Below are 23,018 nucleotides of genomic sequence, written 5' to 3' on the forward strand. Positions count from 1 at the left end.
GCCTCAGCTCGTCGCGGCCGGTGCCAAACCCGCCAGCGCGGCGGCGATATCGAAGGCGTCGATCGTCATCAACTCCTCGTTGGACAGCGCCGCGATATCGACGTTGTCGCGCGTGAAGCGATAGTCACGCTCGGCTTCCGCCGATTCGACCACATTGCGGATGAAGCGGCCGTTACCGGCGAGATCGATCAGGCGACGGCCGTTCTTGGTCTGCGAGGCGAGCTGATCGCAGCGTTCGCGCAGCACCTCACGCGCCTGCTCCGACAGCAGCGAATCCTTCTTCTGCGCAATGTGATCGGCGATCTGCACCAGTTCGTCGCCGCCGTAGCTGGAGAAGCGGATGCGCTTGGTGAAGCGCGAGGCCAGACCGTCGTTGGAGGCCAGGAAGCGGTCGATCTGATCCTCGTATCCGGCGATCACGACCACCAGTTTGTCGCGATCGTTCTCCATCCGGGCCAGCAGCGTGTCGACGGCCTCCTTACCGAACGCGTCGCCGCCGGAGAGCCCTTCCTGGATGAGGGTGTACGCCTCGTCGATGAACAGCACCCCGCCCAGGGCGGTGTCGATCAGCGCGTTGGTCTTCGGTGCGGTGTGCCCGAGGTGTGTACCCACCATGTCGTTGCGCGACACCTCGATCACTTCCGGATTCTCGACGACGCCGAGGCCCGCGAAGATCTTCGCGATGACGCGGGCGATGGTCGTCTTACCGGTACCGGGCGGACCGGAGAAGATCAAATGCTGCGATTTGGATTCCACGGCCAGTCCGCGCTTGGCCCGGACCTGGTCCATCAGCACGCCCGACTTCAAGCGGTCGACCTGCTCCTTGACCGAATCCATACCGATCTGGGCCTGCAACAGCTCCGAGGCCTCCGACAGCAGCGCTTCGCGTTCCTCTTTCGCCGCCGACGCCGCGGCCTCGGCCGGATCGTCACCGGTGGTCGGATCCCACAGGTCGGTGCGGGAGGCGAGTAGATCCGGTGTGGTCACTTCCAGCCGGTAGGTCTTGTCCCGGACCGCGCGCTGCCACTCCTCACGCTCGGACCACAGACCGGATCCCTGGAGCCCCTTGAGGATTCGATCGGCGTTCTCGTGGTCACCGTTGTGCCGGTGCAGCATTCCCAGCAGGAAGTGCGCGTCGGCCCAGATATAGGACAGACTTCCCGAGGAACTGTCCTCCACGATGCGCTGCGCCCGGGGCATCGCCTCGCCGAGCCGGCCCAGATGCGCCAGCGCCTGCGCCGCCATCAACTCGGCCGCGATATCGAGCAGACCGTCCTCGATAACCGGCTTCGCGGTGCGGGCGCTGAGAACGTCGGACCAGCGCCGGGTCCGGAAGTACAGCGACATCCGCACGAAATCCGCGACATCGTCACTGGGCACCTGATCCAGGATCGCGGCCGCTTCCTGCCACTCACCGCCGTCGGCGTAGGAGCACGCCTGCGCGATCGCGATCTGGTCGCGATCGGCCATCGCTACCCGCAGCCCGTACATCCCGATCTCGACCTGACACCACAGCGACCGGTCGACCAGACCGGCGCGTTGCTGATCGCGATAGAGGTTGTGGGCCGATCGGTAGGCACCGTAGATCACCTCGGAGGTGATGTCCCCGGCCATGGCGCGGCCCAACCAGGCATCGCACATATCCGGATCCAGATCTGTCGCGGCCTGGAAGGCCGCCATCGCTTGTTGTTCGTTGCGCACGCCCCCGGCGACCAATCCCAGAGATTGAACACCCGTATAGAACGCGTCCTCGGCCGCTGACACCTGGACATCCCTTTCGACGCTCTCGCCTGCCCGAACCATAGACAGTCCCCCACCCGCGCGAAGATCGCCATTTCCCAATCATGGGAATAGCGCGCGACGCACCCCCGGGTGGTCGATCCACCCGCATGCGACCTGCGCGGATGGCGAAAATTTCTCACTCACATTGCGTACCGCTATTGAGTGTGCCGTTATTTGGCGGTATGGTTGTTATCGCGGATCGGCAGTCCTCATCCTGACGATCCGACTCACGGAACGAGTGCTCGCACACCGCGATCCGGCTACTGGGCACTCGTTCCGCACGAATCACATCACCCGGACCACGACGGCTTCGCTGGGCATCCGCGACCACTTCACGGTCGAACCCGTATACGGCGCCTCGATAACCATTCCGTTGCCCGCGGCGAGCTGAACGTGCTCGGGGCCGCGCGCGCTGAACGACCCCGCCGGAAATACCAGATCCCCCGGCCGTACGTCCTGCGGCGGAATTCGCACCCCGCTGTAGATCTGCTCGTAGGTGGTCCGCGGCAGCACGACCTTGCCGTCGGTGGCCTCGGCGATCGCGTACTGGGTCAGTCCGGAGCAGTCGAATCCGCCGCCGCTGGGTCCGCCGGCGCCACCGCCTCCCCACACGTAGGGCAGGCCCAGATACGAGCTCGCCGCGCTCACCGCCTTCCCACCGCTCGTCCCGTCGGACGGAACCGGCTGACGCATCGCTGGCAGCGCGCGGGTCGCGCGGGACACCGAGCCGGTCCGGGGACGGGACCGGCGACGAGGGCGGCGGCGGCCCGGATTCGCGGTGATCCGGCCGCGGACGGTCTTGGGCGCCGCCGGCGGCACGATCTGCGCCGCGTGCCGGTGCGCCTCGGCGAGATCCGTATCGACCTGGCGGGCCGCGTTCGTCACCGCGGTGTGCGCGGCATCGAGCAGGGCGGGCCCGCTGAATCGAGTGTCACCCACTGTCGCGATCGCACGCAGCCGGGTCTGCAGATCCGCGATCTGACCGTTCACCACGCTGCGGCCGTTGACGGTGCCGTCGCCCGCGGCCGCGACCGCCTTGTGCACCACCGCATCCCGCTCGGCGTGCGCGCCGGCCACCGACGCGTGCATCCCGGCCGTCTCGTGATAGCCCGTCATGAGGTGCCCGGTCCGCAGATCGGTGGCGGCGTTCGGCAGTCCCTGGGATGCCGCCACTTGCTGCACGGTGGGGCTCCCGGCTCCGTAGAGCTTCAGCAGGGAATTCAGGACGCCGTCCAGCCCGACGGTCAGTTCTGGCGACATCCGGCCGCCTCGCCGTAGCTGCGCATCGAACGCCTCCCGATTCGGCCCGGCTGCCGCGGGACCAGCGAAACTCGCGAAACTTCGCGTATCCGAAGTCGTTCACGACTATGCGGCACCGTCGCCGTGATGCGGAAACCGCATGACTTCCCAATTGCGGGAAGGGCCGACAATGAGGACGGACTCGAGGGAGGCGGTGCGACGGCATGCCGGAGAACACGGCTGGGACCGAAACGATCGGCCTACCGAAGCTGTTGCTGCAGGCCACCACGCCCGCGCCGGGGCTTCCCGTCGCGGGCAGCACAGGCGCCACCGGCAACGGACCGGTAGGGGCGAACGGGGGCGCGCCGCAAGGCCAACCACACCCCGGCGCACCCCAGGGCCAACCACACCCCGGCGCACCGCAAGGCCAACCACACCCCGGCGCACCGCAAGGCCAACCACACCCCGGCGCACCGCAAGGCCAACCACACCCCGGCACACCCCAGGGCCAACCACAACCCGGCGCGCCGCAAGGCCAACCACAACCGGGTGTTCCCGCGCAGTCCGCCGGAAAGCCCGGATATGCCGACTGTCCGCCGCCCGACGGCACCCCCACCAAGCCGACTCCCGGCACGCCTGCCGCTCCCGAGAAGCATTACTGGACGGTCGAACTCGACCCGCCGCCCGGGGCGAAACCGGCGGTGAAGTCCATAGTCGCGCTGGCGCGTACCGCGATCCAGACCGCCGTCGACCTGCTCGGCCGCGGTATGCCCGTACCCCCGCCGGAAGTGGCCAGCCTGCTGAAGCCGGTGACGTTCACCAACCTGGGCAAGAGCGACACCACCGTCGGCTACCGGCGCACCATCGCTCTGGTCAACGCCCGCCAGACCTCACTGCTGCAGTACGACCAGGAGATCGCGCGCACCTCCATCCTGGTGGCCGCCAGCAAGGACGAGACACTCGCGAGTATCAAGCACATCGTCGCGGAACTGCAGACGATGCTCAAGGCAGTACCCGTGAAGCTCACCACCACCCAGGAAACCGCGCTCATGCGCCAGATCACCGCCGCGGTGGCCCAGGTCTATCGCCTCGTCGACGCGGTCTACGCGGACAATCAGTCCCGGGCGGGCGGCGGCAGCGGCAGCGGTTCCGGGTCCGGTAGCTCCTCGGGCAGCGGCGCGTCCACAGGCGGCGGCGGCTCGTCGAGCGGGACCGCGGGTTCGGGCGGCGGCGGTCTCGGTGACATCCTCGGTCAGCTGCTGCCGATGGCCGCGATGATCCTGCCGATGGGTGCGATGGTGGCGGCGCCACTGGTGACCCAGGCGATGCAGAAGAACCAGCATGACAAAGAGGCCGAACTGCATTCGAACGGCGAGGTCACTCCCGGCGCCGGGGCCGCTCCGGCCGGCGATCCGAACGCGGCCGCGCCGGCCGCCGCCGTACCGGCCACCGCGCCCGGTACCGCAACCCCCACCGCCGTCACTCCGCAAGCGGGCGCGGCGGCCCCCGGCGCGCCCACCGCGCTGGCGACCGGCACCGGTGCGCAGACACCCGGGTCCCTGCCGCCGGTCACCGCACCGAACACCGGCGCCTCGGCCAAGGATCGCACCAAGCCTCCGACGGCCGACCCGAATGCTCCGGTGTCAGCGGAGCAGCAGCCGGAGAACGACGGGGAATCCGCGGTCTGATCAGACGTTGTCCGAGCGGTGCCGGTAGGCGAGTGAATCGCCCACCGGCACCGCTTTTTCGGTCCGGTGGCCCGGAGCGGTCAAGAGCGTCCGGTGACGTCGGGCCGAGCGGTGTCCGGAGCCGACACCGCACCGGTGGGCGGTCCGCCCGCCGTCGGCGGCGCCGATACCGCGGGGGCCGCGACCTGGCCGCCGGGCGCGGCCGCCGGGCGCGAAACCCGTTCGTCCACACCCGCGGCCACCGCCACCGGCGCGGCGACGAAGCGCGGATGCTTCACGATCTGCTCATGCGCGTACACCGCGTCGCGCAATTGCTGTCGCGTCGCCTCACCGGCCAGTAGCAGAGTCAGTTCGTTGCAGCGACGTTCGAAGACGAGAGCACGCAACGTCGCCACCTCGTCGTCGACCCGCAATTCGCCGACATCGACGCGACCGACATCAACCCGGTGCGGCAGCATGGCCGCGGTGAGCAGATCGTCGGCATCACGCAGTTCCTCCCACCACGAGGCGGGGATCTCGCGGCCGGCTCCGACCGCGTTCAGGATCCGGGTCCGGATACCGCGGGACTGCGCCGCGTCGGGCCCACCGGCGGCGCCGCCCGCGACCAGCTGGTGCGCTTCCGCCGCCAGCTCCTCGCACCGCGCGCGGATCTGCGAATCGGGCACGGACGCAACATGTTCCAGGCCCTCGACCGATCCCGCCAGTGCGAGCCGGTCGGCGGTGTCGGGGGTGAACTCCCGCAGGTCGACGTCGTAGGACGGACCGACCAGATCCTGCGTGGACACCCCCGGGAAACGCTGACGCAAACCGTTGTCGATCGATCCGGACGAGACCAGCGCGGTCAGTTCGGCGCCGGCCTTGCGGCCCCAGACCAGACCGAACTCCGCCAGCACCCGGGCCGGGTCCGACACGCCTTCCCACGGCGAGGCCGGGTCGCCGGAATCGCCGGCGAGCAGCTCGTCCCAGATCCACGGCGAAGAGACCTCGCGAGGCAGATACAACCCGGCCGGGAACCAGCCGCGCCCCTCGTTGGAGGTGATGAACACCCCGGCGCCGGCGGGGCCGCGCAGCACCGCTACGGCCCAATGCAGGCCCAGGACGGACGAATCCACCGCCGCCAGTACCGCACCGAGCAGAGTGCGGGCGATCAGCAGGTCGTTGTCGACGGCATCGCCGACCACATAGGCGGGTTCGGCCTCGGCGTCCTTGGCCTTCGCCACGGCGGCGGCGAACGGCGTCGGCAGCGGAACCGGTGGCAGATCGCCGGCCGCGCTGGTGCCGCTGGGCGCCTGGGGGCGATCGTCGGGACCGAAACCGGACGGCGGCAACGGGCCACCCGGGGGCACCACCCCGTTCGGCGATGTCGCCCCGAGCGGCGGACCGGACGGACCGCCACCCGGGCCGGACGGACCGGCAGCGGCGGCGGCCGCGGGGCCCGCTCCCGTGCCCGCCCCTGCCGACGACGTTCCCGGGCCGGCCGCGGCCGAATCCGGAGCGGCCGAGGATGATCCGGGTGCGGCGCCGGTCGGCGCGACGCCGGCGGGAGTATCCGCGCCGGCTTCGGCGGGGCCGCGGCCGCCATCGGCGGGGCCTGATCCCGGCGCCGCGACCTGCGGCCCGGTGGGAGCCTGCATCCCGGGACCGGGCATCGACGGCGACTGCTGCAGCGGTGGTGTGTGACCGGAACCGGACGGGTCCTCGGCCCGGCGAATGTGCGCGGCGCCGTCCTCATCGCTGCGTTCGAAGGCGGCGGCGGCGGCACGCAGCTTCGCGGCGGTGTCCAGGTGTTCCTTGGCCAGCGCGTTTCCCGCGTTCTGGCGTGCCTGGTAGTAGTCGTGCAGGGCGCCGAGCACCGGGTCGGCGATATGGCCGTAGGTGTTCGGGAATTCCTTCAACCAGTCGCTGGGAGGCTTGGCCCACTCCTCGGTGTCATGGGCAACGCGCTCGTGCTGAAGGGCCAACTCGAGTAGAACCGCGGGGTCGACGTCCATGCTGCCCGTCATGCCGAATCAGATCCTTCCCACCAGTGACGTCACCATTGTCGAGCCTCCCCACCTGCGGGAAGGATCGGGCCGGGGTGTTCGACGGCGGGCGAACGCCGCGGAGGCGGCGCATCCGCCGGGCGACGACAGATCCGATGCCTGGCGGCGGGCGTCCGTCCAGCGCGAGCTCGGTCCTGCCGAACCCACCGAATCCCGGTGCATCACCGCGTGGGCGGCGCGGTGATCGTGGGGCGCCGAGCCGGTTCGGGTGTGACGGTGTCGGTCGGGAAGGACGCCAGATATTCCGAGACCTGCCCGTGGGCGTAGACGATGTCGCGCAGACGCTGCCGCGACGCCTCGCCCGACATCAACAGGACCAGTTCGTTGCAACGGCGCTGCGCCACCAGCAAGCGCAGGGTGGCCGCGTCGGTCGCGGATCGGCCGGAGGATCCCTCGGATCGCAACTCCCCCACCGGAACCCGCGACACATCCGCCAGCAGCGGCAGCATCGATGCCGCCAGCAGCTGATCGGCATCGAACAACTGCTCCCACCACTCGGCCTGCACCGGGCCGCCCTGCAGAATCGTCTGCAGGATGCGGTGCCGGTGCTCGGCGGCGCCCAGAGACGCGAACGGATCCGGGCCCGACCGCGCGAGCCGCTGATGCGCGTCGAAGGCGAAATCCAATCCGCGACCGCCGATTCGATCCGGCGGGATCGCTGCCACACGCTCGAGCACCTGCGGGGCGCTCACCAATTCCAGTCGGTCGGCCAAACCCGGTGCGGGCGCGGAGAAATCCATGGTCGGGCTGGGCCCGACCGCGCCTTCCAGCGCGACCTCGCCCAGCTGCCGGGCCAGCATCTCGTCGAAGGGGGCCGAGGACACCAGGGCCGACAGCCTGGCACCGGTACGACGTCCCCAGGCGAGTGCGAATTCGGCGAGTACCCGCGCCGGGTCTGCCACCCCCTCCCACGCCGCCCCCTCGGCCACCGACCACACCCACGGTGTCGACAGTTCGCGGGGCATGAACACGCCCGGTGGCAGCCAGCCACGGCCGTCGTTGGAGGTCACGAAGGCGCTCACACCGCCGTCGTGGCGCATGACCGAGACCGCCCAGGCGACACCGACCGCCGGCGCGGCCCCGGCGGCGAGCAGACTGGCGAGCAGACTCCGCGCCAGGACCAGGTCGCCGTCCACCCGCTTTCCGAGCATGAAGGTCGGGGCCGCGGCGGCCACCATCGCGGCGCCGACGGCATCGCGCACCAATTCGCCACTGCCGGCGGTCTTGTCGTCGCTTCCGGAGGAGTCCGCACCGGAGCCGGCGCCGGCCGTCGCTGCCTCGCTGGGGTGCCGGCCGGGCGGCTGGTTCTTGGCCGGACCGGCGGCCGGGGGTGCCGAGACGCCGGGCGCGGACACGCCGGGAACCGAGCCGGGAGCTCCGCTCGGTGCCGAGGTAACCCGCGGCGCCACAACGGAACCGCGAGAATCCGCACCCGATGTCGCACGCGGATCCGCCGCGGGCGACGCACCGGCATGCGGGGTCGCGCCGGGCGGCTGGGCCGCTGCGGACGGCGGCGGCTGCGAGGTGAACATCGGTGTCTGCGCCGCCATGCCCGCCACCACGCCCAGCGACGCCGGTCCGACCGGCCCCACCGGCCCGATCGGGTCCTCGGTGCGGGTATCGGATCCGGTCCCGAGATCCGGCCCGCTCGAATCGCCACCCGGTCGCTCGTCGGTCGAACGCGCCGCGACCACCTGGGTATCGGAACCGGTCCCGGCATCGACCGCACCGTCCGGAACCGCCGGCGCCGCACCACGATCCGATGGCGCCGCCGGTATATCGGCTACCTGGTGTTCCGGGCTCTCGGTATTCGCGGGGCCGCCGGCGGACGGCATCGAGTCGAACGACCGGCCGCCACCCACGGGCGCGGCCTGCGGCGCCGGAGCGGCTCCCGGCTGCACCTGGACGGCCGCCCCACCGGCCGGCGCGTCGGCCGGCGCCGGCGTGTCACCCTGATGCGGCGCGGCGCCATCGGGTGCGACGACGTCCCACTCGGGCAGCTGCGACAGTGGCAGCTGTGATCCCAGGGGAGCCAGCAGATCCCGCAGCCCTCGCAAGCCCGGGATCTGCGGTACGAACGGACCGCCCAGCGGCCCGAATCGGTCGAGCAGCGGGCGCAGGGGGTTCACCCCCGGCCTGCCGGGACCGCCATTGCCCACTCGGGGGGTTCGGTGCAGCGGTCCGCCACCCGGCCCGTCGGAACCGCCGGGAGCGCTGCGCCACGGCCCGGGCTGTCCCAGGGCCGCCGCGATCGCCGCGAGTTCCGGTAACCCCTGCGGTCCGATCTCGCGCAATGCCGCCGCGGCGATATCGTCCACTTCGGCGCGGGCATCGGAGACGATCTCCCGGATCTTGCGATCGAGGCGCGCGTCCGCCTCACTCCCGTCCCCGCCCTCTTCCTTCTCCTTCTCCCGGGCAGCGGCGGCGGCCTCGGTCGCGGCGCGAATCCGGCGCAACGCGTCGTCGACGGCGTTGAGGATCCGGTCGCGGGTGCGGGCCACCAGACTCGACATCTGCCCGAAGGTATCGGCCGCGGCGACCAGCGCGTCGACGAATCCGCGCAACGTACCCTGCTGTGCGAGCAGGTCGTCCTTGACCGACTGCAGTCCCGGACTCGACCGGACCGCGTCGTCGAAGGCGCGCCGCGCGCGCTCGGCCTCGGCCGGATCCAGGGAATCGGCACCGTCGCGCGCAAGCGTTTCCAGATGGCCCCAGGCGCGCGGGGAGATCTGTGGCCAGTTCTCCCCGACTATGGGCTTCCAGTACGGGCTTTCGCGCTCCGGATTCATCCGGATCAGACCGATTCGGACCGCACGCGGTGGCCGCCGGCGATATCGGCGTCCTTCAGGACGGTGACCTTGCCGTGAGCGTGTGAGTGGGTGGCGTGGGTCCGACCGCGGAAGTCCTCCTCGGCGCTGTCGAACCAGCCGGTGACCTTGTCGAAGACCGCCCGCAACCCGTGGTCCAGCGGCGAGGCCGGCCGTTCGCCGACGGTCCAGCCGCCGGTGATGGCGCCGACCTGGTCGGCGAACGAGATCTTGGCCCCGGCGACCTGCCGGGAGGAGGCGATGACGTCATCGGGTTCGTCGATATCCAGCATGGCATGCCCTGTCTCGAGAATGTGTGCGACGCTCAGGAATTGGTGCCGAACTCGGCGATCTCCATGGCGCGGTAGGAGGATTCGGTGGGCAGGTCGAAGGAGTCGATCGTGTACGGCCGGGTGCCGTTGTACTCCATCTCCGAGCGCAGGCCCACCCTCGATTTCGTATGGGCCAGTTTGGCCAGTCGCAGAATCTCGGTGGCCAGCCAGGTATCGCCGTTCTCCCGGGCGTCGTCGGTGAGATGCAGTCCGACGACCTCACCGTCGCGATCACAGGCGACGCCGACGGTGTGGTCGGGATTGAACACCTCGTACACCCGATTCTGCCAATCCGGTTCGGGCGCGGCGACTTCGTCCTCGTCGTAATCGTCGATATCGGACATGGTCGGACTCCTTTCGATCGTGGGAAGCTAGGGACCCGCGACAACGCCCGGAGCGGAGACCCGTCCGGGCGGCGCGGAGACGGTGGGGCCGGGCGGTTGCGCGGGGGGTGCCGGATCCGGCTGCTCCTCCGTTTCCGCCAGCTGTGCGGCGATGGCCGACCAGGCCTCGTCACCGACCGTCATGACCTGGTGCAGCTGCCAGAATCTCGTCCCCAGATACATCTCGCCGGTGCCGTCCGGGGCGAGATCGAGGTGGTCGGGACCGTCGGCGGCGGGATTCAGGGTGATCGTCGTGAGCGGCGGTTGCATATCGTCGACATTGACGATCGTGGCACTGCTGCCCGGAATGAAACTGGTGCGGCAGCGCGGATCCGAGGCCGGCGTCAGCTCGGGACTGTTGGTGGTGATCGTCACCTCCGGGTTCAGCAGCAGTTGCAGTACCCACGATCGCGCGGCCGGCGCGGGCCGATCCGCGGTGATCGAAATGGCCAGCGACGCGGACAGATCCACCACCAGCACGGCCTGCGAACTGGTGACGCCGACGACGACCAGCCGCCGCGCGGTACCCACCGGATCGGGCAGATCGTCGGCGGCGAAGACCATGGCGGCCGATCCGGCGCCGGCGCCGGTCACCGGATAGGCGTTGACGGTGCCCGTCGCCACGTCGATGGTGTAGGCGGCCAGCAGATCCGGTGTCCGCTCGGCCAATCCGGCCAGGCGCACCAGACCTTCACCGTGCAGCCAGCGCACGGTGTCGGCGATGGTCACCCCTCCCGGATCGGTCACGAAACCTGCTCCGGCACCACGGATTCCGCCTCGTCGGAGGTATCGCCCCACGGATCTCGCGACATCAGCAACTCGTACTGGCGGCCGGCGTCCGCACTGCTCTCCCGGATCGCGGCGATGATCTCCGCGACCAGTTCGTGCGCCTCGAATCGGTCCACGGTGCCCGGCGCCAGGTACAGATCGGTGAGCCGGCCCATCGCGTCCACCTCGGGAATGACCGCACCGCTCGGCGAGGGGCGGCGGGCCCGGATGGCGTCGATCTTCTCGCGCAGATCGGCGATCTTGTGTCGCAGGTCGCGCGCGGCGTCCAAGGCCGCCTGCACCTCGGGATGGATATCACTCATGCGGAACCTCCGGATTGCGTCGGAGCCTGGTTGGCCGGTCCTGGTGTCGCCGGTGTCACGGTCGGGGCGATCGTGGGCTTCTCACCGATGACGGCATCGGTGTGTGGCGTGTCGTCGACGTACATCAGCCGATCGGGATGCCAAGCCACCACCCGGTTGCGCTCGTTGTTCGCCCCGCCGCCGCCCATCCCCGGAGACATCGGCATGTACGGCATCATCGGCGATCCGGCGCCGGCGGTTCGCGCCGCCGCCGCGGCCGGATTCTGCAGCGATTCGATCACCGGTGTGCGGGGCAGATTCGACGACGCGTTGCTGACCGTGCCGGTGGACGATCCGACCGTCGGCATGGGCCCGACCGCGACCGGTGAGGAGGAGACCGACGAACCCATCGAGCTGGTGAGATCGCCGATCGAGGGCATATCACCGCCGCCGCCACCGGAATATCCGTAATCGCCACCGCCGCCGAGGTCGTATCCGTAGTCGCCGTAGCCGTAGTCGTCGAGCGAACCGGTGGCGGTATCGCCTGTTCCGTTCATGCCCATCATGGGCATTCCGGCGGCCATCAGGCCACTCATCACGGTCGGGAGCATCGAGGCGAGGGTGCTCATCATCTGACTGTTGTCACCGGAACCGCTCGATTGCCCGGATGCGGACGCCGCCGTTCCGGTCTCGGAATCCCCCGCGTTCTTGCCCTGTTCGACACCGACCGTCGAGTAGTAGTTGCCGATGGTCTCGGCCGACCGCGCGTTCTGCTCCTGGTACTTGGCCAGAGCGGCCTGGATTCCGAGTTCGTTCTTCGCCCGCATGGACCGCACCAGTTCCTGGCGGGCGGCGATGATCTCCTCCGGGGTGGGATGTTTGGCCTTGGCGGTGTCGAAAGCCTTGGTGTAGGTGTCGATTCCGTCGGCGAGCTTGCCGAGGGTGGAGCCGAGCGTATCGAGCCAGCTGCGATGGCCGTTCAGCTTCGCCGCGGCGTCGCTGCCGACCGGCGTCCAATGCTGCATGGCGGCGGCGCCGGTGTCGACACCGGCGAGTGCGGCCGCATGTGTTGTGCCCAGGTAGTTTCGGACATCGGAGACGAACTGGTTGGCCGGGCCGGTACCGGGGCCCGCCCGCAGCTGCCGGGCGAACGTCAGCGGGTCCACCGCGGCGCCCGCCGTCGGCAGCCCGAAACTCGGTGGCCGGCGCGGAGTGGGCGGGTCGGCGTCGGACACCGGATTCGCCAAGACCTCACCACCAGGCCCGCCGATGGCGCGTGCGCCCTGATCGTCGGCATCGGTGTAGCGCTGGGCGGCCGCGCCGATCTTGTGCGCGGTCCGGTGCACCTGATCGAGGATGCCCGCCATCCCGTTCATGAGATTGGCGGTATGCGTGTTCAGTTGCGGAACCGCCTGTGCGGAAATGGGATCGCTACCCGCGGGCAGCACCCACCCCGTGGGCATCGACGCACCGGTGCCCCGCGCCAGCTCGGACAGCGCCGCCGCCGCGGCGGCGAGCTCGGCCGGATCGACCTGTAACGGCACAGCTGCCTCCTCTCACCACGACCTCACGTCGGCGTGCCGACGGCCGCCGACATCACACCACCGGACTGATCCTGGGGCATCGGCATACCCGGCCCGTTGTCCGCGTGGTGGTCCGGTGCGGTCGCCTCGATTCCGCGCGGATGCTGGAACTCGGTGAACGCTCCGAACTCACCGGCTTTCCCGGACAAGGTATCCATCTTGTCGGAGTCCAGCTTCTGCAGGTTGCCGTCGATGATCGCCTCGATGGTGCCGTCGGTACCGGAACCGAACACCGCGAGCAGCGCGGTGACCTTCTCCCAGACACCGACGTCGCCGGTCATCATCTGGTTCGGATCGACGTGATCGCCACTGTCCTTGTCGCCGGACCACTTCACCGAGGTCTTCTCGTAGGCCTTCACGGCATCGGTACTGCCCTGGTTGCCGAAGGCCGCGTCGAGCGCCTGCGCCACGACGAGAGAAACCTTCTGCGTGCGCCCGTCGGGGAACGGGTACTCGACCGTGCCGTCGGCTCCGGGGGTACGTCCCGGCGGCACCGCGCCGGCCTGCTGGCTCTGGGAGGAAGACGCGCCCTTCGGCGCCGTGTCGGACTGGGCGGACGCGGCGGACGCGGCGGGCTGGGTCTGCTGCGGAGTCGTGGACGCCGGCTGCACCGGAGCCACGGGCTGCTGGGGATACATGGGCTGCATGCCGCCGTTGCGACCGTTGAGCCCCTGATCCTGCATCTGGCGCATCATCTGCATCTGCGCCAGCATCGGCAACATCTGGCTCATCATGTCGCCCATGCCGCCCATGCTCGAACCGAGGCCCGCGCCCATACCGGAATCCGGTGAGGACAGGCTGGCCGGAGTGACCGAGGACGAGGACGGGAGCGTGCCGTCCGACGAACCGGTCCCGAGCCCGCTGGGGTCCGAGGCCGAATTCGAGCCGCCGGACAGGCCGTCGGTGAGCGATCCGCCGGTACCGTCCTGGCCCGTGCCGGCTCCGTTGTCGAGTCCGAAATCGAGAGGGGTGAAACCGTCGTCGGCACCCTGCTGGCCCAGCAGATCCGGGTCGTAGGCGGTGCCGCCGCCACCGCCACCACCGGCGCCGCCCCCGGCAAGCTGCTGTTGCAGGGATTTGACCTGGGCCTGGAGATCCTTGTTCTGACCCGTCAACGTCTTGACCTGTTCGGTCAGTTTCTTGACGTCGTCGGTCGCCCCCTTGACGTCGTCACCATCCTTGTTCAGGGTGTCGTAGGTCTTGGTCATCAGTTCGGTGCCGGCGTTCAGCCCCTCGGTGACGTAGGTCATGATGTGCTCGTCCTCCGTCATATCTCCCTTCGGAGGTTCGGAGGCCGAAACGCTCAGTGTGTCGATGAGCGTTTTGAACTTGTCCTGGAATTCGTCCCCGTGTTTGCCGGCATCCTTGACGAACTTCGCCACCTTCTCGTCTTCGGTTTCCAGACCGTCGTAGGCGGTTCGAAGTCCGATGGCGACCTCACCGTAGGAGGCGAACAGATCCGAGTTCGCCATGACCGATGTGGTGACCTGAGGGATAGGCGCCTTCTTCGGCGCCTCGAGCGTCTCGCGGGAACCGAAAGCCTTCCAATGCTTTTCGAAGGTGTCCTTGTAGTCCCCGTCCAGCCAGTCCTCGATCACCGGCGAGATCTTCAGACTCTGCGGCCACACACCCTCACGGCGCTGGTCAGGAACCAGCAGGGTCGGCATATCCTTGCTCATGCACCGATCACCGCGCCGGTGTCGGTGCTGGTGCTACCCGCGTACCGATTTTCCTTGCCGGCCGGGCGAGTCGGAAGGACCTTCGGCAGCTTCGGCTGCCCGTTGTCGGCTCCCGGATTGTAGTAATGGCTACTGAGGAAGCCGGCCGCGCCACGACCGACCATTCGGCCCGCCGCATTCTGCAATCCCTTGGTACTTCGGTTGGCGAGGTTCGTAGCGATCTTGCCCGACCCTTTCGCCGCCGCCTTGCCGACCAATCCGACAAGTTTGGCACCCGGCCCTTTGCTGAACAGCGTCCTACCGATCAGCGACCCGACGCCGGTCTCCTTGAGAATCTTGCCCCCGGGAATCAGCGAAAGGCCGGTGGTGAGGGCGCCGGCTTTCAAGCCGTCGGTGAAGCTGCCGGTTTCCACCCCGGTCCAGACCCCGTCCACCACACCGCCCAGCAGCGGGCCGGCCACGGGAACCATGCTGGTGGCCATGACGGTCAGGTCCTTGAACCACCCCATGAGATCACCTATCTGCGACGAGCACCCGGACTCGGAACCGAACTGTCACGACGACAGGGTCGTTGCGACATTCACGACGACTTCATTGTCGATGATTCCCACTGGCGGGAAGCGGCCTCCGGCCCCGCACCAGTCAGGATGATTCAGGAGGATCCGGGCGGTTGGGAGGAGTGCGCACAGTGACGAATCTCCGCAGTGTAGCGCCGCCGGTCACGGCTGTACCACAACAGTTTCCGATACCGTCCGCGTCGAGGTGAGCCGCGATGACGAGTGCGGAAGTATGGCAGGCCACCGAGCCCGACGATACCCAGGAACCGGCCCCATTCGAGATCGGGACCGACGAGCGGCAATCCGGCCGGACGACGCCCTGGACCAAGGCGACCGGGCGGAACCGCGGACCGTCCGGCGCACCGATTCCCGGCAGCCCGGCGACATCGGACACCGCGACCGCGTCCGATACCGCGGCGCCGGTGGCGAATCCGGTTCGCCACGACACCGCCGCCGACCGTCCCGCGACGACGACCGCGGCACCGATCTCGGCCCCCGCCGCTTCGAGCTCACCGTGGACGGCCGCCCGTAGCGCACCCGACCGCACAGCGGCCCCGACCGCCGCGCCGACGAATTCCGCTGCGCCGGCGGCGACCACACCCGTTGCCGCTCCGGCCGCCGCTCCGCAGACGACCGCCGGGACGGTCGATACCGGGCACGACGACGGCGCTGGGCTCATGGATCCGAGCGCGCTGGCGTCGGCGGCGATGCCGGCGATGACGATGCTGCCCATGCTCGCCTCGGCACTCGCCGGACTCGGCAAGGGCAGAACCGGATCGGGCGCACCGCAATCCGGCGCCGACGGTAGCGGCAGCGGGGCGCTGACTCCGGAGGCCCAGCGGGCGCTCGATACCCTGCGGCAACTGAAGGACACCTACGGCGACGAGAACAAGAACCCGTCCGACCCCGAAACCGACACCGGGAAGAAGCGACTCGATACCGGCACCGGGACGAAGACCCGCGGCTCGGGACAGACCACGGCACAGGTGCGGGCGCGTCAGATGTATCAGCGCACCGCCGCGGCCGCGTTCAACACCCTCGACAACGACCTCGTCGACTTCATGCGCCGCCACGCCGGCAAGCACAAGCTGGACAAGAAGGCCGTCACCCAGTTGTTGCGCGATGTCGACACCCAGCTCGCCGAACTGGGCTCCGCGGCCTACACCAAGGCCGGGCAGCTTCAGGTGCACCGGATCCTCACCAAGGCCCTCGAACAGGCCACCCGCATCGTCGGCGGCGGCAGCGTGACCTCCAAGGACGCGGCCGCCGAAATCAACCGCCTCACCAAGCAGTACATGTACAACCTCGCCGGACAACGGCTTTCGAGCGGCAGCGCCGGCGGGAGCGGATCCGGTACGACGGTGGGCGGCACCGTGGGCCAGTGGATTCAGCAGGCGCTGGGCGTACTGGCCGCCGCCGGAGTCGATACGAGCCGGATAGATCCGGAGGCGATCGCGATCATCATCCAGCACGAATCGGGTGGTAATCCGTCGGCCACCAACAATTGGGACAGCAACGCCGCCAGCGGAACTCCCTCGATCGGCCTGATGCAGACCATCGGCCCGACCTTCAATTCCTATGCGTTGTCCGGACATCGCAACATTTACAACCCGGTCGACAATATCGTCGCGGGGGTCCGGTACGCGATCTCCCGCTACGGCTCGGTCAGCAATGTCCCGGGCGTGGTGGCCGTGCGCAGTGGCCGGGCCTATCGAGGCTACTGATGGCCGGCCCGCGAGATTCCCTCGAATCACCCGACGGCGACGGGCCGCAGACCGGAATCGCGACATCGGCGCCCCGGTCGCGGACCGCGCGCTCACCGGCGCCGGCGCCCGCCAAGCCGCGCGGGTCGATCCCGTCGACACTGCCCGGCACCGGGGCGGCCGCCGCGGCCCCGCCGAGTTCCACCGCGGTAGCCGCCGCCGCTCCGGCCGGAACCGCTTCCGCCGCAACCGCTTCGCTGGCCGGCGGTTCGGACCTGGCAATGCTGGCCGGTGCCGCCGGACCGCTGGCCATGGCCGCGATGAGCGCCTTGAATTCGATGGCCGGACATTACGGCGACGGGGCACCGACCGCGGACACCGGCCAGTCCTCGATGCCGCCGAGCCTGGCCGACACCGGCGCGCCGACCGGGCCGATCGCCTGGGACAGCGGTGCCGGGGCGCAGTATTCCGCTGCGCGGCAAGCCAATTCCGAGGAGTCCGGCGCTCTGGGCCAGATGAACGCGGAGCTGCGCCGAATTCTCGGTGGCACAGTCGAAGACACCCTGCAGGGCCGGGCGGCGATGGCGGCGATCATCGCCGAGGCCGATGCCGCCTTGACCGCCCTGGGCAAGGTGGGCGGTGGCGCGGCGGCGCAGAGCCAGGTGGTCGGCGCACTGGATGCGGCCCTGCAGCGAGCCGGGTCGGTACTGCACACCGGGCAGGCGCGGTCGGCCGTGTCCGCCGAGCAGATCAACGCGCTCGCCGCGCGCTACATCCGCGACTCCGGGGGCGGCCGCCCGACGCGGGTATATCGGCCGAGCGGTGCGAGCGGGGGCCCGCCGGGCGCCCGGCCGGCGGGAGCGGTGGGGCAATGGATCGATCAGGCGATACAGATTCTGCGGCAGAACGGATACGACACCAGCCGGATCGATCCGGCCGATATCGCCGCGATCATCCAGCACGAATCGGCGGGCAATCCGCATGCGATCAACAACTGGGACAGCAACGCCGCCGCGGGCACGCCGTCGAAGGGCCTGATGCAGACCATCGATCCGACGTTCAACGCGTATGCCCTGCCCGGACACCGGGATATCTGGAATCCGGTCGACAACATCATCGCCGGTGTCCGCTACGCGATATCCCGCTACGGCTCGGTCGATCAGGTGCCGGGCATCGTCGGTATGCACCGGGGAACGGGTTACGTCGGTTATTGAGTTCCCGGATCGGCTATTTCGCCCAGCGCGTGGCGTGGTAGCCACTGGGGAGATTGATCACCTTCACCACATCTCCGGTGCGCGGCGCCTCGACGCATTTGCCGTTGCCGATGTACATCATGACGTGACCGGGGTTTCCGTTGTTGAACTGCGCATCCGGGAAGATCAGGTCGCCGGGCTGAATCGCGTTCGCGGCGACCTTCGGCAGCTGGCGGTACTGCGCCGCGGCCACTCGTGGAATGTTGACACCCGCGGCCCTGGCCGCGTACTGCATCAGACCGGAGCAGTCGAAGGAATTGGGGCCCTCCGCACCCCAGACATAGGGATCGCCCTGCTGCTGCAGCGCCACCTGGACCGCCTTCTGCGCCGCGGTCGAGGCGGTCGCGGTGGTCCCGGTGTATTTCTTACCGACGAGGTTGTACATGTATTGCTTGGTGAGGCGGTTGATTTCGGAGGCCGCCTCCTTGGAGTTCGTACTGCCGCCGCTGACGATGTGGGTGGCCTTCTCGAGCGCCTTGGTGAGGATCTCGTGGACCTTCATCTGCCCGGCCTTGGTGTATGCCGCCGAGCCGAGTTCGGCCAGCTCGGTGTCGACATCGCGCAACAACTGGGTGACGGCCTTCTTGTCCAGCTTGTGCTTACCGGCGAGCTTGCGCATATAGCTCACCAGGTCGTTGTCGAGGGTGTTGAACGCCGCAGCCGCATTGCGCTGAAACAGTTGATGCGCCTTGACCTGGGAGACGGTTTTGCCGCTGCCCGTGCCGCTGCCGGAGCCGGTGCTGGTGTCGAGCTGTTTTCCGTTGCCGCCGGTCTCGGGTGTGGTCGGATCCTTATCGTCGTCGCCGTAGGTCTTCTTGAGTTTCTGCAACGCGTCGAGGGCTTGCTGCGCCTCCGGCGTCATGGCGCCGTTGGATCCGGATTGCTGTGCGCCCGAACCGTTCCCGCCGCCACCACCGCCGAGACCGGACAGAGCGGAGGCGAGCATGGGCAGCATGCTCATCCCGATCATCGCGGCCGGCATCAGCGACATCATGGTGTCCGGATCCAGCAATCCGCCGCCACCGTCGTGACCGTCTTCGCCCCGTCCCCCCGGCGATTGCGGTGAGACGGCTCCGGCACCGGTCCCCGGGGTGGCCGCCTGCACCGGGCCACCGGTACCCACGGTCGAGGCGCCCACACCCGACGGGATCGATCCCGTCGACGCTGGAGCCGCCGGGGCGGGCGGCGCCGCCGCGGAGGGGCCCGGAGTGGGCGGCGCGGCCTTCGCTCCCGGGTCGGCGGGCGGCGGCTGCTTACTCGCATCCGCCTGTGCCCCACCGGAACCCGGGGCGGGCGCGGCCGGGGTACCTACCGGACCGGGCTTCTGCCGGCCGGACTTGGTCCACGGCGTGCCCGGTTTCTGTTCGTCTCCGGAACTCTGGTCCGGCTCCTCGGCCGCCGGGTCCGGTTCCGGTACCGGGTCGAGCCCGGTATGCCACACTTCCGCACTGGTCATGATCCGCTCCCCAGCACCCGTTTCACTCGGACCCCGTTACCACTGGGCATCGCGATCTCCACGACACCACCGGATACCGGGTCGGCGGTCACCACCGCGGCCGGAGAGACCGCGATGCCCACCCTGGTCGGCGCATGCGACCGATAGTCCCAGAACACCAGATCCCCGGCCGAGGCCCGGTCCGGTTCCACCCGCTGCCCGCACACCGCTTGGGCGGCAACGGTATCCGGCAACACGACGACAGCGGAGACCCCGGTTCCGGGGGTCTGCGCGGACGGTCCGCAGCCCTCGGCGGCGGGCGCCATCTCCGCGCCGGCCCGACCCGCACTCGCGGCCGGATCGCGAGGCGCCGCGCCCAGCAGTCCGCAGCTGCCGGTCGTCCACACCGCCGACGCCTGGTAGATCACGTTCTTCGGCAGCACCGCCGTGCCCATCTGCTGCCCCACCTGCCCCAGCGCGAGTTGGCGGGCACAATCCACGGCGGCACCGGCGTTGGACACCCGCAACGCGGGCAATTGATACGGCGCGGACTGCATCGCGCTCACACAGTCCCGCTCCCAGCTCGAGATGTCGGGATCATCGGGGGCGATGGTCAGCCCGGCATAGGGATTGGTGGTGGGAATATCCGACGGCTGGAGCGTCTCGGTCGTTCCGGTATCGGTGTCGGTGTCGGTGACGTTCTCCTCGTCCGGTCCCAGCGCGCTGTCGCACTGATACCGGAAATCCGCGGAGGCCGCCGAACCGGAACTGTCGGCGGCGAGCACCAGCACGGTGCCCAGCCCGAACAGTGCCGCCACCGCGAGCAGCGCTATCCATACCCACGCCGGAATCATCGCGAGGAGTATGAAACGACCCAGCATTGCTAACCTTCCGGCCTCGTACTACGGCTGCAGATATCTCGCGACCTCAGCCATTCCGCTCTTCCAGTTGGGGTTGGCGTTGTTCTGGCCCCTCGGCGCCACCGAGTTCCACGGAGTTCCCTGAGCGCCACTGGCCCAGTGGTCGGTGTTCACCGCGTCGAAGACCAGCGTTCTGAGGTCCCTGATCCGGTTGGCATCGGTCACATCCTCCATCAGGTGTTCGGTCGATGCCTGAATGCGCTTGGCGTGCTCGTTGCCGATCCACTGACTCATACGGGCCGCGCGTTCGCGAGACAGCCTGGTAGTTCCGTCGATACCCACGCTGCGCAGGTGCTGGGCGGCTCTGTTGCTGGCGAGAGCTCCCTGGGTGAGGTCATCACCATCGATCACGGCCTGCAGGGCGACCATCTTTTCCTTCGTGGAATTCCGCATATAGTCCTCTACGAAATCGCGCTCGACGCCGGAGGACGCGCCACCGTCCAAGACGACACCGCCGCGCTTGAACCGCCGGAACGTCCGCGATGCCTGCTCCAGATTGGCGAAGTCCGCGGCGGTTTCCACCGCATCACCTTTACCGCTGACGAGCAGTCGCGCCGAGTTCTGGCTGCGCCGAAGCGCGGAGACCAGCAGACTGAGGTCCTTGTCCGCCACACTCTCGCTACTGGCGTTGTCGGCGATCATCTTCCGGGACCGGCCGACCAGATGGCCCAGTCGGTCGTTCTTCAGGCCGGCACCGAGCATCGCGCCGTGCGCATCGGCGATACCACCATCCGCGTCCAGCACGCCCTGTATCGCGCCGGCCATCCCGCGAATGGATTCGATCCCTCGCGAACCCCCGTATGCTCTGCCGCCTTTCCGGGCCTCCTGGCTCAGCGCCTCCCACTTCGCCATGGACTGGACATACCAGCCCCGGTTGCCGCCGAACCGCTTTTCGTCCACCCACGCCCCGGCCTGCGCTTCGGCCATCATCTTCTTCAGCCTCGACTGCGGGCGGAAACTGCCCGGAAGCCCACCGAGCATCCATTCGGTGATCGGCGAGTTGGCGAGTGTGCTCGCGCCGGCCATCGCAGCCATCATGACACCGCTACCCAGCTTGTGGTGTGCGCCCATCTCGCCCATCCCCAGCGCATGCCCGCCGGCGCCACCACCGCCGCCGCCGCCCGATCCCGGACGCTGGATGGCCAGTGCGACTCTGTTCGCGACCCACTCGTTTCCGCTGTCGAGGCTCGCGGTCAGCCTTCCGAACTGAAGGAACGCCACGACCATCACGATCGCGCCGATGACGAACACCGACATCTCCTGGCCCTTGGCCTGCCGGAAAAGATCCCCGAGGAACAACAGGTAGACACCGAGCGCCATGATCTGGACGCACATCCGTACCGCCGACATCGCGCCGTGCACGATGGCGCGCACCGCCAAGGTCTGAGTCGGCCCATACACGAATCCGCCCGCGGCGAATCCGAAAATCGATAGGAACCCCCAATACACCGAGTCCAGGGCCGACCAGATGATCTTGAGCGATAGGTACGCCGCGAAGATGAGCAGGATCGTCGCGGTGATCAACAGCAACAGGCCCGCGCCGATCTGCCCGAAGCTCGGATTGTCCGCCGCGCGGAAGGCCGCCTGATCTCCGCAGGACTTCATGCCGTCCTTGATCTTGCCTTCACTTCCCGACCGCACACCGGCCGACCAGGCCGCCGCGCATCCGGGGTGATCGTCGACGACATGCCCGAAATTCCAGACCTGCAAGGGCCGGCGGGCGAAGTTGTCGGCCATATCCTCCTGCAGGGTCGGCACCATGGCGGCCGGATCGGGATTGCTGTTGCCGTTCAGGCCCGCCGACACCGACAGTCCGACATTGCGCCCCTCGGCCAGTATTCCGTGCGAGGACAGCACCTCACCGAGTGGATCGGAGAGATACATCGGTCCGATGATCGCGAACACGAGCATGGTCAGTGCCTGGATCACGGCTTTGGCGTGGAAGCCGCGCTGGAAGAAGTAGGCCACGAAAAAAGCACCGAAGGTCGCGAACGTCATGAGCATGATCGGCGTCGCGAGTTGCCCCGACAGGGCATGTGCCACCCCGTTCAGGGGTGCGCTGAACACATTCATCCAGCCGAAATCGAGGACCCAGCCCACCAGCCAGGGCGGCAAGGTGACGAGCACCATGAAGAAGGCGAACAGCAGGCCGAGCACGATCGCCAGCCCCGTATTGCCGGGGTGGAAAATGCCGCCGTGGTTGGTGGCGTAGACGTAGTCTGCGAGCGAAACACCATAGGAGTCACGGACTTTCGTCCAACTGAGCGCCGAGTTGCCGCCCGGGCCGCTGTCGGTTTCGGTCTCGACGGCCGCGGTGGCGGCCGCACCGACCACCATCGGAACGACCAGGAAGACCAGTACGGCCAGCACCGACCAGGTAATCCATCGACGTCGCCGGGTCGCGGTCAGCCGCCGCCAGAACCGGCGCGCGACCATCCGTGGTTGCCACTGCTCGGCATCCCAGAATTCCAGCTGCCGGGCCGGATCGGGCAGGCGCAGGCCCCGACGGCGGGCGGGGGTGACCGTGTCGCTACTCATCTGCCGA

General features: G+C 68.9%; 17 protein-coding genes. 3 read left to right on the top strand and 14 right to left on the bottom strand.

Translation table 11 applies throughout. From position 1 onward, the window contains the following. Positions 1-3: 3 nt before the first annotated feature. Together eccA and LKD76_RS24310 are read right to left on the bottom strand one after the other, a co-directional pair. Entirely contained in the window at positions 4-1,764 is a 1,761-nt protein-coding gene (gene eccA, locus LKD76_RS24305) for a type VII secretion AAA-ATPase EccA (protein ID WP_227983737.1), read from the bottom strand. Positions 1,765-2,067: 303 nt separating this feature from the next. After that, positions 2,068-3,042 (bottom strand): C40 family peptidase, encoded by a 975-nt coding sequence (locus LKD76_RS24310; protein ID WP_227983738.1) that lies wholly within the window; start codon positions 3,040-3,042, stop codon positions 2,068-2,070. A 680-nt stretch (positions 3,043-3,722) separates the two neighbouring features. Here LKD76_RS24310 and LKD76_RS24315 point away from each other — a divergent pair. Then, complete coding sequence (locus LKD76_RS24315; RefSeq protein WP_227983739.1) at positions 3,723-4,709, top strand: hypothetical protein; 987 nt, start codon at positions 3,723-3,725, stop codon at positions 4,707-4,709. An 80-nt stretch (positions 4,710-4,789) separates the two neighbouring features. On the opposite strand, the gene LKD76_RS24320 is transcribed toward LKD76_RS24315, so the two are convergent. The 9 genes from LKD76_RS24320 to LKD76_RS24360 all read right to left on the bottom strand — a co-directional run bounded on the left by LKD76_RS24320 (position 4,790) and on the right by LKD76_RS24360 (position 15,114). Then, positions 4,790-6,712, bottom strand: a complete 1,923-nt coding sequence (locus LKD76_RS24320) for a type VII secretion target (protein WP_227983740.1) — start codon at positions 6,710-6,712, stop codon at positions 4,790-4,792. 200 nt (positions 6,713-6,912) lie between these two features. Continuing rightward, a complete protein-coding gene (locus tag LKD76_RS24325; protein ID WP_227983741.1) occupies positions 6,913-9,540 on the bottom strand; it encodes a hypothetical protein in 2,628 nt (875 codons plus the stop codon). Between the two features lie 5 nt (positions 9,541-9,545). Next, entirely contained in the window at positions 9,546-9,851 is a 306-nt protein-coding gene (locus LKD76_RS24330) for a hypothetical protein (protein WP_227983742.1), read from the bottom strand. Between the two features lie 32 nt (positions 9,852-9,883). Next, positions 9,884-10,234, bottom strand: a complete 351-nt coding sequence (locus LKD76_RS24335) for a hypothetical protein (protein WP_227983743.1) — start codon at positions 10,232-10,234, stop codon at positions 9,884-9,886. Positions 10,235-10,261: 27 nt separating this feature from the next. Further along, on the bottom strand, positions 10,262-11,020 hold the full coding sequence (locus LKD76_RS24340) for a hypothetical protein (RefSeq protein WP_227983744.1): 759 nt from the start codon (positions 11,018-11,020) through the stop codon (positions 10,262-10,264). Beyond that, on the bottom strand, positions 11,017-11,364 hold the full coding sequence (locus LKD76_RS24345; RefSeq protein ID WP_227983745.1) for a YbaB/EbfC family nucleoid-associated protein: 348 nt from the start codon (positions 11,362-11,364) through the stop codon (positions 11,017-11,019). The genes LKD76_RS24340 and LKD76_RS24345 overlap by 4 nt, the downstream gene beginning before the upstream one ends. Further along, positions 11,361-12,887: a PPE domain-containing protein gene (locus LKD76_RS24350; RefSeq protein ID WP_227983746.1), complete on the bottom strand. Its 1,527-nt coding sequence runs from the start codon at positions 12,885-12,887 to the stop codon at positions 11,361-11,363. The genes LKD76_RS24345 and LKD76_RS24350 overlap by 4 nt, the downstream gene beginning before the upstream one ends. 23 nt (positions 12,888-12,910) lie before the next feature. After that, complete coding sequence (locus tag LKD76_RS24355; RefSeq protein WP_227983747.1) at positions 12,911-14,605, bottom strand: hypothetical protein; 1,695 nt, start codon at positions 14,603-14,605, stop codon at positions 12,911-12,913. Then, positions 14,602-15,114: a hypothetical protein gene (locus tag LKD76_RS24360; RefSeq protein WP_227983748.1), complete on the bottom strand. Its 513-nt coding sequence runs from the start codon at positions 15,112-15,114 to the stop codon at positions 14,602-14,604. Before LKD76_RS24360 ends, LKD76_RS24355 begins: the two co-directional genes overlap by 4 nt. A 263-nt stretch (positions 15,115-15,377) precedes the next feature. On the opposite strand from LKD76_RS24360, the gene LKD76_RS24365 reads away from it, so the two are divergent. Next, positions 15,378-16,886, top strand: coding sequence for a DUF4226 domain-containing protein (locus LKD76_RS24365; protein ID WP_227983749.1), 1,509 nt, complete (start codon positions 15,378-15,380; stop codon positions 16,884-16,886). After that, positions 16,886-18,079: a lytic transglycosylase domain-containing protein gene (locus LKD76_RS24370; RefSeq protein WP_227983750.1), complete on the top strand. Its 1,194-nt coding sequence runs from the start codon at positions 16,886-16,888 to the stop codon at positions 18,077-18,079. The genes LKD76_RS24365 and LKD76_RS24370 overlap by 1 nt, the downstream gene beginning before the upstream one ends. 13 nt (positions 18,080-18,092) lie before the next feature. Here the strand turns inward: LKD76_RS24370 and LKD76_RS24375 are convergent, their stop codons facing one another. The 3 genes from LKD76_RS24375 to LKD76_RS24385 are packed head-to-tail and all read right to left on the bottom strand — an operon-like array spanning position 18,093 to position 23,011. Further along, entirely contained in the window at positions 18,093-19,574 is a 1,482-nt protein-coding gene (locus LKD76_RS24375) for a C40 family peptidase (RefSeq protein ID WP_227983751.1), read from the bottom strand. Further along, entirely contained in the window at positions 19,571-20,434 is an 864-nt protein-coding gene (locus LKD76_RS24380; protein WP_227983752.1) for an NlpC/P60 family protein, read from the bottom strand. Before LKD76_RS24380 ends, LKD76_RS24375 begins: the two co-directional genes overlap by 4 nt. Positions 20,435-20,455: 21 nt before the next feature. Then, positions 20,456-23,011 (bottom strand): MFS transporter, encoded by a 2,556-nt coding sequence (locus LKD76_RS24385; protein ID WP_227983753.1) that lies wholly within the window; start codon positions 23,009-23,011, stop codon positions 20,456-20,458. Positions 23,012-23,018: the final 7 nt, after the last annotated feature.

The sequence above is a fragment of the Nocardia spumae genome, assembly GCF_020733635.1.
In the GTDB taxonomy this organism is placed as follows: Bacteria; Actinomycetota; Actinomycetes; order Mycobacteriales; family Mycobacteriaceae; genus Nocardia; species Nocardia spumae.

Coding starts and splice junctions, on each gene's coding strand:
- LKD76_RS24310 (WP_227983738.1), bottom strand. CDS start 3,042: ATGTCGCCAGAACTGACCGTCGGGCTGGACGGCGTCCTGAATTCCCTG.
- LKD76_RS24320 (WP_227983740.1), bottom strand. CDS start 6,712: ATGACGGGCAGCATGGACGTCGACCCCGCGGTTCTACTCGAGTTGGCC.
- LKD76_RS24325 (WP_227983741.1), bottom strand. CDS start 9,540: ATGAATCCGGAGCGCGAAAGCCCGTACTGGAAGCCCATAGTCGGGGAG.
- LKD76_RS24330 (WP_227983742.1), bottom strand. CDS start 9,851: ATGCTGGATATCGACGAACCCGATGACGTCATCGCCTCCTCCCGGCAG.
- LKD76_RS24335 (WP_227983743.1), bottom strand. CDS start 10,234: ATGTCCGATATCGACGATTACGACGAGGACGAAGTCGCCGCGCCCGAA.
- LKD76_RS24345 (WP_227983745.1), bottom strand. CDS start 11,364: ATGAGTGATATCCATCCCGAGGTGCAGGCGGCCTTGGACGCCGCGCGC.
- LKD76_RS24355 (WP_227983747.1), bottom strand. CDS start 14,605: ATGAGCAAGGATATGCCGACCCTGCTGGTTCCTGACCAGCGCCGTGAG.
- LKD76_RS24360 (WP_227983748.1), bottom strand. CDS start 15,114: ATGGGGTGGTTCAAGGACCTGACCGTCATGGCCACCAGCATGGTTCCC.
- LKD76_RS24365 (WP_227983749.1), top strand. CDS start 15,378: ATGACGAGTGCGGAAGTATGGCAGGCCACCGAGCCCGACGATACCCAG.
- LKD76_RS24370 (WP_227983750.1), top strand. CDS start 16,886: ATGGCCGGCCCGCGAGATTCCCTCGAATCACCCGACGGCGACGGGCCG.
- LKD76_RS24375 (WP_227983751.1), bottom strand. CDS start 19,574: ATGACCAGTGCGGAAGTGTGGCATACCGGGCTCGACCCGGTACCGGAA.
- LKD76_RS24380 (WP_227983752.1), bottom strand. CDS start 20,434: ATGCTGGGTCGTTTCATACTCCTCGCGATGATTCCGGCGTGGGTATGG.
- LKD76_RS24385 (WP_227983753.1), bottom strand. CDS start 23,011: ATGAGTAGCGACACGGTCACCCCCGCCCGCCGTCGGGGCCTGCGCCTG.